The 11,902-nt window shown below is 71.3% G+C and carries 11 protein-coding genes and 1 pseudogene; 7 read left to right on the forward strand and 5 right to left on the reverse strand.

Annotated elements, in window-relative coordinates; translation table 11 throughout:
• Positions 1 to 19: 19 nt before the first annotated feature.
• A complete protein-coding gene (era, locus tag ACZ499_RS39130) occupies positions 20 to 961 on the forward strand; it encodes a GTPase Era (RefSeq protein ID WP_385544584.1) in 942 nt (313 codons plus the stop codon).
• 421 nt (positions 962 to 1,382) lie between these two features.
• Here the strand turns inward: era and ACZ499_RS39135 are convergent, their stop codons facing one another.
• From ACZ499_RS39135 to ACZ499_RS39145, 3 genes and pseudogenes are all read right to left on the reverse strand, one after another.
• Entirely contained in the window at positions 1,383 to 2,213 is an 831-nt protein-coding gene (locus tag ACZ499_RS39135) for a GNAT family N-acetyltransferase (protein WP_468681872.1), read from the reverse strand.
• A gap of 29 nt (positions 2,214 to 2,242) precedes the next feature.
• A complete protein-coding gene (locus ACZ499_RS39140) occupies positions 2,243 to 2,509 on the reverse strand; it encodes a protealysin inhibitor emfourin (RefSeq protein WP_385544590.1) in 267 nt (88 codons plus the stop codon).
• A 60-nt stretch (positions 2,510 to 2,569) separates the two neighbouring features.
• A pseudogene (locus tag ACZ499_RS39145) lies at positions 2,570 to 2,684 on the reverse strand (peptidase M4 family protein); the annotation flags it as partial.
• Between the two features lie 338 nt (positions 2,685 to 3,022).
• On the opposite strand from ACZ499_RS39145, the gene leuA reads away from it, so the two are divergent.
• The 4 genes from leuA (at position 3,023) to ACZ499_RS39165 (ending at position 7,381) form a co-directional block, all read left to right on the forward strand.
• Positions 3,023 to 4,792, forward strand: a complete 1,770-nt coding sequence (leuA, locus tag ACZ499_RS39150) for a 2-isopropylmalate synthase (RefSeq protein WP_385544593.1) — start codon at positions 3,023 to 3,025, stop codon at positions 4,790 to 4,792.
• Between the two features lie 153 nt (positions 4,793 to 4,945).
• Positions 4,946 to 5,665, forward strand: a complete 720-nt coding sequence (locus ACZ499_RS39155) for a TerB family tellurite resistance protein (protein ID WP_468681873.1) — start codon at positions 4,946 to 4,948, stop codon at positions 5,663 to 5,665.
• A gap of 107 nt (positions 5,666 to 5,772) precedes the next feature.
• Entirely contained in the window at positions 5,773 to 6,522 is a 750-nt protein-coding gene (gene recO, locus ACZ499_RS39160) for a DNA repair protein RecO (RefSeq protein ID WP_067158819.1), read from the forward strand.
• A 16-nt stretch (positions 6,523 to 6,538) separates the two neighbouring features.
• Entirely contained in the window at positions 6,539 to 7,381 is an 843-nt protein-coding gene (locus ACZ499_RS39165) for an isoprenyl transferase (protein ID WP_468681875.1), read from the forward strand.
• 30 nt (positions 7,382 to 7,411) lie between these two features.
• Here ACZ499_RS39165 and ACZ499_RS39170 read toward each other — a convergent pair whose 3' ends face one another.
• On the reverse strand, positions 7,412 to 8,080 hold the full coding sequence (locus ACZ499_RS39170; RefSeq protein WP_468413906.1) for a ScbR family autoregulator-binding transcription factor: 669 nt from the start codon (positions 8,078 to 8,080) through the stop codon (positions 7,412 to 7,414).
• 207 nt (positions 8,081 to 8,287) lie between these two features.
• Here ACZ499_RS39170 and ACZ499_RS39175 point away from each other — a divergent pair, with 207 nt between their 5' ends.
• Entirely contained in the window at positions 8,288 to 9,181 is an 894-nt protein-coding gene (locus ACZ499_RS39175) for a ScbA/BarX family gamma-butyrolactone biosynthesis protein (protein WP_385544607.1), read from the forward strand.
• 29 nt (positions 9,182 to 9,210) lie between these two features.
• The gene (locus tag ACZ499_RS39180) at positions 9,211 to 10,056 is read left to right on the forward strand and encodes an SDR family oxidoreductase (RefSeq protein ID WP_385544610.1); all 846 of its coding nucleotides are present in this window, start codon (positions 9,211 to 9,213) and stop codon (positions 10,054 to 10,056) included.
• A gap of 99 nt (positions 10,057 to 10,155) precedes the next feature.
• Here the strand turns inward: ACZ499_RS39180 and ACZ499_RS39185 are convergent, their stop codons facing one another.
• Positions 10,156 to 11,418, reverse strand: a complete 1,263-nt coding sequence (locus tag ACZ499_RS39185; RefSeq protein ID WP_468681878.1) for a cytochrome P450 family protein — start codon at positions 11,416 to 11,418, stop codon at positions 10,156 to 10,158.
• Between the last annotated feature and the right edge of the window lie 484 nt (positions 11,419 to 11,902).

The raw sequence follows: 11,902 nt of genomic DNA on the forward strand, positions 1-11,902 counted from the left end.
ATCGGGGAGAATGAGCGGCATGAGCGCTCGTACTGTTGAGAACAACGCCCCCCACCGGGCCGGCTTCGCCTGCTTCGTCGGCCGCCCCAACGCGGGCAAGTCCACCCTCACGAACGCTCTGGTCGGACAGAAGGTGGCGATCACCTCCAGCCGTCCGCAGACCACGCGGCACACCGTCCGCGGCATCGTGCACCGCCCCGACGGGCAGCTGATCCTGGTCGACACGCCGGGCCTCCACAAGCCGCGCACGCTGCTCGGCGAGCGGCTGAACGACGTGGTCCGTACGACCTGGGCCGAGGTCGACGTGATCGGCTTCTGCCTGCCCGCGGACCAGAAGCTCGGGCCCGGCGACAAGTTCATCGCCAAGGAGCTCGCGGGGATCAAGAAGACCCCGAAGATCGCGATCGTGACGAAGACCGACCTGGTCGACTCCAAGGCGCTGGCCGAGCAGCTGCTCGCCGTGCAGCGGCTCGGGGACGAGCTGGGCTTCGAGTGGGCGCAGATCGTGCCGGTCTCGGCGGTGGGCGACCTGCAGGTCCAGCTGGTCGCGGACCTCCTGGTCCCGCTCCTGCCCGAGGGCCCGCCCCTCTACCCCGAGGGCGACCTCACGGACGAGCCCGAGCAGGTCATGGTGGCCGAGCTGATCCGCGAGGCCGCGCTGGAAGGTGTACGGGACGAGCTTCCGCACTCCATCGCGGTGGTGGTGGAGGAGATGCTGCCGCGCGAGGACCGCCCGGCGGACCGGCCGCTGCTCGACATCCACGCGAACGTGTACATCGAGCGGCCGAGCCAGAAGGGGATCATCATCGGCCCCAAGGGCAAGCGGCTCAAGGAGGTCGGGACGAAGTCCCGCAAGCACATCGAGGCGCTGCTGGGGACGCCGGTGTTCCTGGACCTTCATGTGAAGGTGGCGAAGGACTGGCAGAGGGACCCGAAGCAGCTGCGAAAGCTGGGCTTCTGAGCCCCTCCCCGCCCGCTCCCGCTGTGACATTCGCGGCTCCGCCGCGTGGCCTCCGGGGCCGGGTGGGGGTGGGCCCCTGTTCGTCTGCGGGTCGGTGGGGGCTGCTCGCGCAGTTCCCCGCGCCCCTGAAGGCAGAACGGGGCGCGGCCGAATTCAGCCCCGGCGGCGGGAAATTCAGCCCCTGGGGGTCCCCTCTGGGCGAAGTCCTTGGGGGAGTTCGAGGAGCGGGGTCCGGGGCGGAGCCCCGAAGCGGGGGCGGGGGCGCAGACCCGGCGGGGGTATCGGGGGCGGAGCCCCCGTGAGCGGGGTGCAGGGGCCGCAGGCCCCGCAAAGGGGTCCGGGGGCGCAGCCCCCGGGAAACCACCTCGACCACCCACCCACCCCCGGAGGGTCAAGGGAACGGGCGGGGTGGGGAAAAAAATCACGCCTCCGCTATCAGCGCCGTCCCCACCCTCCCGAACCCCAGCCGCCCGTACATCCGCGCCACGTCCTCATCCCCCGCCGACAGGAACACCGTCGACGCCCCCCGGGCCCGCGCATCCGTGACCAGGGCCGACGTCACCGCCTCGCCCAGACCCCGCCGCCGCGCCGCCGGCACCGTGCCGACGCCCACGATCTCCGTCACCGGGCCCACCGGGTTGTGCATGCCGGAGCAGAGCGGGAGGCCGTTCTCGACGGCCGCCGCCACCGCCGTCGCGCCCGCGCGGATGCGCTCCGCGACCTGGGGCGCGCGGCCGTCGCCCGCCCGGGCGGTGATCTCGGCGGCCAGTTCGGCGGGGCCCGCCGGGCCCACGGCCGTACCGGGCGCAGCGAACGCCAGGTGGGGGACGACCAGGGCCGCGTGGAGGAGCGGGTCGTCCGCGCCCAGGACGTGGACCAGCGGGTGCGGCCGGGGCGCGGGCGCGTCCGGGGCCAGCACCATCAGCGGGTGGGCGTGGACCGTGAGGCCGGACGACTCGACGGCCGCCCGCAGGCCGGGCGACACCTCGTCCACCCACTCGAACGCCTCCGGTACTCCCAGCTCCCGCTGGCGTTCCCGCACCTTGTCCACGTCCGCCGCCGACACCGGGCCCGCGTGCCCGAGCGTGGGCCGGGCGTAGAACTGCCAGCCCGCACCCTCCCGTACGAACAGCGTCAGCGGACCGAAGTCCTCCGCGCGGGCCGAGGTGCGCGGCGCCGCGTCGTAATAGCTTTCCAGCAGGGTGAGTTCGGATGCGTCGGGTGCGGAGGGCGTCACGCGAGATGTCGTCATGCCTCGCATGAAAGCAAGACCTCCCCCTGCTACGCACCTTCTTTCAGCACCCGTGACACCAGCGCCCGCTGGGCCGGGGACAGCCGCGGGTCCGCGCAGTGGACCGTGCGGCCGTCGACCGTGATCTCGTAGTGGAAGCCGTCGGGTACGCCGGGGGAGGGCTCGGCCCGGCCGTCGGCGAGGGCCGCCTCGGCCAGGGCCTGCCACTCCGCCGCGTCGGTCCGGCCCGAGGTGTCGACCTCGGCCCGGCGCTCGATGCCGGCGAATCCTCCTGTACGGGTCACCTGGATGCGCATGCTCCCTGTCTAGCAGTGCACCGCCCCCGCGTCAGCCGGTCCCGGCCCTGCCGGTCGCGCTCAGCCGGCCGGGACGCCGACCCTGGGACCAGGCCTTCAGGACCGCGTGGAGTTCCCCGCCCTCCCCGTGCCGGGCGCGCGCCGCCGCCACCGTCAGCCGGGCGAAGTCCGCGAACAGGGCAATGTGGCACTGCGTCATGAGGCTGTCACTGCTCGCCACCATGGTCGGTTCCAAGCCCTCGGGGCCGGTACCGATCAGGACTTTGGTCCCTGGCCCCTCCTGCCACGTCCCGCATACTGAAACGGGACCGGCGCTTTCGGCGCCCCTCGGCTAGGCTGCGGCACATCATGCGTTTCGGGCTGCTTCTCCTTAGCTGCCGCGGCGAGGGCCTGTAGTCGTAGGCCGACCCCCTCCCCGCGGGATCTGGTGCTGCTTTCGACCAGTCGGCCTCCCCCAAGCTCTTGAGGAGCGGGGGGACCCCCAAGTCCGCAGGACCCGAGGAGCCCACGCAAATGTCTGAGAACTCTGTCTCTGTCGGTCGCCCGACGCCCGTCACCAACGCGACCCACACCCAGAAGACCTCCGGGATGCCGATCCACAAGTACGGCAGGTACGACGCCGTGGACATCCCCGACCGCACCTGGCCCGAGCAGCGGATCACCAAGGCGCCGCGCTGGCTGTCCACCGATCTGCGCGACGGCAACCAGGCGCTGATCGACCCGATGTCGCCCGCCCGCAAGCGCGAGATGTTCGACCTGCTGGTACGCATGGGCTACAAGGAGATCGAGGTCGGCTTCCCCTCCTCCGGCGACACCGACTTCAACTTCGTACGCTCGATCATCGAAGAGGGCGCGATCCCCGAGGACGTGACGATCTCCGTCCTGACCCAGGCCCGCGAGGATCTGATCGAGCGGACCGTGGAGTCCCTGCGCGGCGCCCACCGCGCCACCGTGCACCTGTACAACGCCACCGCCCCGACCTTCCGCCGGGTCGTCTTCCGCGGCTCCAAGGACGACATCAAGCAGATCGCCGTCGACGGCACCCGGCTGGTGATGGAGTACGCGGAGAAGATCCTGGGCCCGGAGACGACCTTCGGCTACCAGTACAGCCCGGAGATCTTCACCGACACCGAGCTGGACTTCGCCCTGGAGGTCTGCGAGGCGGTCTGCGACGTCTGGCAGCCCGAGGAGGGCCGCGAGATCATCCTCAACCTGCCCGCCACGGTGGAGCGTTCGACGCCGTCCACGCACGCCGACCGGTTCGAGTGGATGAGCCGCAACCTGACCCGCCGCGAGTTCGTCTGCCTGTCCGTGCACCCGCACAACGACCGCGGTACGGCGGTGGCGGCGGCCGAGCTGGCGATCATGGCCGGGGCCGACCGTATCGAGGGCTGTCTGTTCGGCCAGGGCGAGCGCACCGGCAACGTCGACCTGGTCACCCTGGGCATGAACCTGTTCAGCCAGGGTGTCGACCCGCAGATCGACTTCTCGCAGATCGACGAGATCCGCCGCACCAGCGAGTACTGCAACCAGATGGAGGTCCACCCGCGCCACCCCTACGCGGGCGACCTGGTCTACACCGCCTTCTCCGGCTCCCACCAGGACGCCATCAAGAAGGGCTTCGACGCCATGGAGGCCGACGCGGCCGCGAAGGGCGTCACCGTCGACGACATCGAGTGGGCCGTCCCGTACCTGCCGATCGACCCGAAGGACGTCGGCCGCTCCTACGAGGCCGTCATCCGGGTCAACTCGCAGTCCGGCAAGGGCGGTATCGCGTACGTCCTGAAGAACGACCACAAGCTGGACCTGCCGCGCCGGATGCAGATCGAGTTCTCCCGGATCATCCAGGCGAAGACCGACGCCGAGGGCGGCGAGGTCACGCCGGGCCAGATCTGGTCGGTCTTCCAGGACGAGTACCTGCCGAATCCGGCCAACCAGTGGGGCCGCGTCCAGCTGCGATCCGGCCAGACGACGACCGACACGGACGGCCGGGACACGCTGACCGTCGAGGCGGTCGTGGACGGCGTCGACACGGTCCTGACCGGCACCGGCAACGGTCCGATCTCGGCCTTCTTCGAGGCGCTGGCCGCCATCGGCGTGGACGCCCGCCTGCTGGACTACCAGGAGCACACGATGAGCGAGGGCGCGTCCGCGCAGGCCGCCTCGTACATCGAGTGCGCCATCGACGGGCAGGTCCTGTGGGGGATCGGCATCGACGCCAACACCACGCGCGCGTCGCTGAAGGCCGTCATCTCCGCCGTCAACCGCTCGGCCCGCCAGTAGCCCCAGCCGTGCACCGCGCCCCACCGGCCCCAAAAGGCCGGTGGGGCGCCGTCTTTGCGCCACTCCTTCCAACGGGGTGCTGACGTCACATCATCGATGTGGCTAACATCACGTCAACGCGGCAATGTTGCCGGTCCGTTACGGAGGTGCGCGGTGGTGCAAGGCCGAGGACAGAACGGGACGAAGCCTCGTGCCGTGGGCGTCCCCGAACGAATCTGGACGATCCGTACGTCCTGGACCACTGTCGGCGACGGCGAGTTCTTCTGCCCGGAGTGCGGGGGCGACCGCAACTTCCGCCGCCGCACCGGCCGTCGGCGCCTGGCCGTCCTGGGCGTCCCGCTGCTGCCGCGCGGGGCCGCCGGGCCCGTCGTGGAGTGCGCGGCCTGCGAGACCCACTTCGGGACGGACGCCCTCGACCACCCCACCACCACCCGCTTCTCCGCGATGCTGCGCGACGCCGTCCACACCGTCGCCCTCGCCGTCCTCGCCGCGGGCGGCACCTCCTCCCGTACGGTCACCTCGACCGCGGCCGCCACGGTCCGCGCCGCCGGGTACGACGACTGCACCGAGGAGCAGCTGATCACCCTGATCGAGGCGCTCGCGGCCGACACCGGGCGGTTCCTCACCCACACCGAGGCCGACCCGTGCGGCGCGGCCCTCGCCATCGAGCTCCACGAGTCCCTGGAGCCGCTGGCCCCGCACCTCGCCCCGGCCGGCCGGGAGTCGATCCTGCTTCAGGGCGCCCGTATCGCCCTGGCCGACGGCCCGTACAGCCCGGCCGAGCGCGAGGTCCTCACCACGGTGGGCGGCGCGCTCCAGCTGTGCACGGACGACGTGGCCCGGCTCCTGGCGGCTGCCCGGACCCCGTCCTGACGGAGTCCATCCCCCACGGTGCCGCATTCCCCGGGGGGTGACCTCCGGACCCCCAGCCGGACAAGCGGGCCGCCGGAGGCACCCGGCGGGGGTGAAACAATGGGGCCATGAGTCTGTTCCGGGACGACGGCATCGTGCTGCGGACCCAGAAGCTCGGTGAGGCCGACCGGATCATCACGCTTCTGACCCGCGGGCACGGGCGGGTGCGCGCCGTCGCCCGCGGGGTGCGCCGCACCAAGTCCAAGTTCGGGGCCCGTCTGGAGCCGTTCTCGCACGTGGACGTGCAGTTCTTCGCGCGCGGCAGCGAACTGGTCGGGCGCGGCCTGCCGTTGTGCACCCAGAGTGAGACGATCGCTCCGTACGGTGGCGCGATCGTCACGGACTACGCCCGGTACACCGCCGGCACCGCGATGCTGGAGACGGCGGAACGGTTCACCGACCACGAGGGCGAGCCCGCCGTGCAGCAGTACCTGCTGCTGGTGGGCGCGCTGCGCACGCTCGCGCGCGGCGAGCACGCCCCCAATCTGATCCTCGACGCCTTCCTGCTGCGCTCGCTCGCCGTCAACGGCTACGCGCCCAGCTTCGAGGACTGCGCGAAGTGCGGCATCCACGGGCCGAACCGGTTCTTCTCGATCGCCGGCGGCGGTGTGGTCTGCGCCGACTGCCGGGTCCCCGGCAGCGTCGTACCCTCTGCGGAGGCGGTCGGACTGCTGAGCGCGCTGCTCACCGGGGACTGGGCGACGGCGGACGCGAGCGAGCCGAGGCATGTGCGCGAGGGCAGCGGTCTCGTGTCGGCCTATCTGCACTGGCATCTGGAGCGCGGCCTGCGCTCACTGCGGTACGTAGAGAAGAACTGAGGGAGAAGAACGCCACATGGCACGACGCGGAATCCTGGGCGGCCGGTCCCGGCGCGAGTACACGACCCCCGAGCCGCACCCCTCGGGTGCGCGCCCGCCGAAGATCCCCGGCGAGCTGGTCCCCAAGCACGTGGCGGTCGTCATGGACGGCAACGGGCGCTGGGCGAAGGAGCGCGGGCTGCCGCGCACCGAGGGCCACAAGGTCGGCGCCGAGCGCGTCCTCGACGTGCTCCAGGGCGCGATCGAGATGGGCGTCGGCTCCATCTCGCTGTACGCGTTCTCCACCGAGAACTGGAAGCGCTCGCCCGACGAGGTGCGCTTCCTGATGAACTTCAACCGCGACTTCATCCGCAAGACCCGCGACCAGCTCGACGAACTGGGCATCCGGGTGCGCTGGGTGGGCCGTATGCCCAAGCTGTGGCGCTCGGTGGCCAAGGAGCTCCAGGTCGCCCAGGAGCAGACGAAGGACAACGACCGGCTCACGCTGTACTTCTGCATGAACTACGGCGGCCGGGCCGAGATCGCCGACGCGGCGAAGGCGCTGGCCGAGGACGTGAAGGCGGGCCGGCTCGACCCGTCGAAGGTCAGCGAGAAGACCTTCGCCAAGTACCTCTACTACCCCGACATGCCGGACGTGGACCTGTTCCTGCGCCCCAGCGGCGAGCAGCGCACCTCCAACTACCTTCTCTGGCAGAGCGCTTACGCCGAGATGGTCTTCCAGGACGTGCTGTGGCCGGACTTCGACCGCCGCGACCTGTGGCGCGCCTGCCTGGAGTACGCCCAGCGCGACCGCCGCTTCGGCGGGGCGCTCCCCAACCTCGACATCCCCCGGCAGGACGGCACCGGAACGGGCGAGTAACTCCCGTGCCGGGGCGGGGCGGCCGGGTCGTCAGACCGCGGCCGCCGCGCACTCGGCGAAGGGCGCCGTCTCCAGCTCGGCGGTGAGCCGGGCGCCGCGGTCCTCGGAGAAGTCCAGGGCGGCGAGCACCGACGGCACGGCGATGCTGGACATCACATGGCGCTGGAGGACCGAGTGGCGGTGCGAGAGGTCCTGGTAGTCGCTGAGCGTCTGGGACATCATCTGGAGCCCGGCGAAGGCTCCCACGTACAGCTCGGCCGTGTCGGAGATGACCACGTTGGGCATCAGCTCGCCGCGCTGCTGCGCCAGGGTCAGCACCTCGACGTTCACCTCGCTCCAGTGCCGGAACGGGCCGCTGCGGTCGAGTCCGGTCGCCTGCTGGTCGAGGGTCAGCCGGATACTGGCGCGAACCAGGTGGTCGGTACGGAGCCGGTGCGCGAGCACCGAGCCGGAGTCGATCAGCTCCTGGAGTTTGACGGGCTGCGGCGGCAGCGAGGGGCCCGAGCCCTGCTCGTTCAGAACCCCGTGCGCGAGCGCTTCCTTCGACTGGAAGTGGAAGTAGAGCGCGCCCTTGGTGACCCCGGCCATCTTGAGGATGTCCGTGATCGTGGCGGCCTGGAACCCCTGCTTCTCGAAGACGATGGCCGCGGCCTCCAGGATCGCCCTCCTGGTGCGGATCGCACGGTCCTGCTTCGCCACGCTGCCTCCTCGTGTTGCGCCGCGGTATCGACGCCGTGAACTTCGGGGCCGCCCGCTCCCCGCCACTTGAAAAAAACCGTCTAGTTTGTATCTTAACAGTGCGACTCAGGACTATGTTCTTTCGTACATGCCTCGGGGGGAGCCATGTCCAAAACACAAGCAGTATTGACCAGCGCCATACCCATAACCGGTGCCGGGCCCACCAATATGACGCAATCGCACCCTGTCTCACCTGAACTGGTCCACCGGGCCAGGCCGACCGACGCCTTTCCGCACGGCTGGCGCCAGCGCGACGAGCACACGTTCTCGGTCACCGCGCACTGGCCGCACAACCATGTGTTCTTCGAGCCCGTCGCGGGCGATCTGCACGACCCGCTGCTCGTCGTCGAGACGATGCGGCAGTCCGCGATGCTGATAGTGCACGCGGGCTACGGGGTGCCGCTCGACTGGCACTTCATGCTCACCGACCTCGAATACACCGCGAACCCGAGCCAGTTGGACGTCGGCGGACAGCCCGCGCTCATCGATGTGGAGCTGGAGTTCTCCCGGCTCGAATGGCGCGGCGGCAAGCTCTCGCGGCTCAAGGTCCAGTGGGTGCTGCGCCGGCTGGGACGGCTCGTCGCCACCGGCTCCGGCCAGGCCCGCGTCCTGAGCCCGGGAGTCTACCGGCGGCTGCGCGGCGACCGGACGACCCCCGGCAGCACCGTCGGACACCTCCCGCTGCCCGTCCCGGCCGACCTGGCGGGCCGCACCCGCGCCGCCGACGTGGTGCTCGCGGCCTGCCCGCAGGAGCGCGTCTGGCGGCTGCGGGTGGACACCACGCACCCCACGCTCTTCCAGCGCCCCAACGACCATGTGCCCGGCATGCTCCTTCTGGAGGCGGCCCGGCAGGCGGCGAGCGCGGCCCTGGGGCCCGCGCCGTTCGTCCCGGTCGGGGGTGACATAGCGTTCCACCGGTACGCGGAGTTCGACAGCCCGTGCTGGATACAGGTCACCGACGCGGCGCCCCGGCGCCCCGGCATGACCAGTGTGCAGGTCACCGGCCACCAGGACGAGAGCCTGGTCTTCCTCGCCACGCTGTCGGCGCCGCGCGCCGACTGACCGGCGCGGCGAGCGAGAAGAGGACGACGATGATTCTGGTGACCGGGGCGACCGGAACCGTGGGGGGCGAGGTCGCCCGGCTGCTCGCGGCCGCCCACCCGCTGCGCATCCTGGCCAGACGGCCGGAGCGGGTGACGGCCACCGGCCCGGCCGTCGAGGTGGCCGGCGGCGAGTACGCCGACCGCGACAGCCTCGACCGCGCGCTCAAGGGCGTACGGGCGGCCTTCCTGGTCACCGGCAGCATCGGCGAACCCGACGACGTCCGGTTCGTGGAGGCGGCCCGCGCGGCCGGGGTGCGCCATCTGGTCAAGCTCTCCGCGCTGGCCGTCACCGACCCGGCCGCCGACGACCTCATCACCCGCCGCCAGCGCGAGAACGAGGCGGCCGTACGGGAGTCCGGGCTCGCCTGGACCCTGCTGCGGCCCCGCGCCTTCATGACCAACACCCTGTCCTGGGCACGCTCGGTGCGCGAGGAGGGCGTGGTGCGCGCGCTCCACGGGGACGCGCCCAACGCGACCGTGGACCCGCGCGACATCGCCGAGGTGGCGGCGAGGGTACTCACCGAGCCGGGCGCCCACGAGGGCCGCGCGTACGCGCTCTCCGGTCCGGCCGCCATCACGGCCGCCGAGCAGACCGCGCTCCTCGGCGACGCCCTGGGCAGGCCGCTCCGGTTCGAGGAGCTGGGTCCCGAACGCGCGCGTGCCGCGCTCCTGGCGCGCTATCCGCAGCCGGTGGCCGAGGCACTGCTCCACAGCGCCGAGCGCCAGCGCGCCGGGGCGAAGGCCGGGGTGGCACAGACCGTCCAGGAGCTGACGGGCCGCCCGGCGCGCTCGTACGCCGAGTGGGCCCGCGACCACGCGGAGGCCTTCGCCTGAGGTGCGGGTGCGGGTGCGTCACCTACGTACTACGTACGTAAGGGGCCTTGCCGGAAGTGTCCGGCAAGGCCCCTGTTCTGTCTGGTTCTGTCTGGCGGGTCAGCCGTTCAGCAGGAGCGGCAGTTCGCGGTGGCCGTTGGAGATGAACGACGGGAGCTGAGCGGGCTGTTCACCCGGGGTCGCGAGGGCCAGGTCCGGGAAGCGCTCGAAGAGGGCCGACAGCGCGACCGTCGCCTCCAGGCGGGCCAGCGGGGCGCCCAGGCAGAAGTGGACGCCGTGCCCGAAGGCCAGGTGCTCGCGGCGCAGCGGGCGCGACGGGTCGAAGCGGTCGGCGTCCTCGCCGTGCACCTCGGGGTCCCGGCCGGGCCCGGCGAGCGCGACCAGGATCGGCTCGCCCTTGGGGATCACCACGCCGCCGATCTCGATGTCCTCCACGGCGTACCGCAGCGGCACATGGGCGGCCGGCGGCTCCCAGCGCAGGGTCTCCTCGACCACGTCCTCCCAGGCGACCTCGCCGCGCCGGACGCGGGCCAGCTCCTCGGGGTGGGTGAGCAGCGCGTACGCGGCCTGGTCGATCAGGTTGACCACGGTCTCGAACCCGGCCGAGATCATCAGCAGCAGGGTGTCCACGAGCTCGACCTCGGTCAGGCCGCTGCCGTTCTCGGTGGGGGTACCTCCCATGCCTTCAGGGCTATGGGGGAGGGTGGCGATCAGACCGCTGGTCATGTCGTCGCCGGGGTTGGCGCGCTTGAAGGCGATGAACTCGTTGAGCGCCAGGTAGAGTTCGCGCGCGGTCGCCTCGGCCTCCTCGGCGGTCACCTCGGTGAGGAAGGTGATGTCGATGAGGCGGCAGAGCCGGTCGCGGGCGCTCTCCGGGACGCCGAAGAGCTCGCAGATCACCTGGACGGGCAGCGGGCTCGCGAACGCCTTGCGCAGATCGACCGGTTGGCCCTGCGGGGTGTCCGCGAGCTTGTCGAGGAGGTCGGAGACGATCCGCTCGATCGTCGGGCGCAGCGCCGCCGTCTGGCGTGCGGTGAACGCCCTGGACGTCAGCTTGCGCAGCCGGCTGTGCTCGTCGCCGTACGCGGTGATCATGCTGCGGACCGATATCCAGATGGCGAGCGGCCAGGTCCGGGGAATCTCGCCGTTGATCCAGGCGGGCCAGTGCCGCTCGGCGTCCTTGGAGACGCGCGGGTCGGTCATCAGGCTCTTGGCCGCCTCGGTGCTGGTGACCGACCAGGCAGCCACGCCGCCCGGCAGCTCGATCCGGGTGACCGGGCCGTGCGCGCGGATGCGGGCGATCTCGCCGTGGATGTCGGTGCCGGAGGCGTCGATGACGAACGGGCAGTGCTGCTGGGGCATGGAGGTGCTCCGTAAGGACGGGAGAGGACGTGTGCCTGTGCCGACTACTGTCGGCACAGGGGGAGATGTACGTCGATGCGGTTGCCGTTCCCTGGCGAGCTCACGACGGTGAGGCACCCGCCGAGGCCGTTGTTTCCGGTCGGCCATCGAGCGCGTCCCCGGCCGGACAGCGGTGGCCGGGGAGGAGAAGCCGGGTGTCCACGGCGGAGGGAGCCACGGCGTGGCTGAACACACGCCCCACGAGACCGTCACCCACGACGGAGCGCTGTCGCGCGCCCATATGTCCTCCCCCCGGATGCTCGGACGAGAGGGACAATAACAAAACCGGATCCCCGGTTTATCACCGGGGATCCTGAGGTGTTACTGAGGCGTCAGGCCTGGACTAGCCCGTGACGGTCCAGGTGTCGTTGCCGGTGAGGAGGGTGGTGAGGTCGCCCTTGCCGCGCTGTTCGATGGCCTGGTCGAGTTGGTCGGCCATCTGGGT

The sequence above is a fragment of the Streptomyces sp. NPDC031265 genome (genome assembly GCF_055570295.1).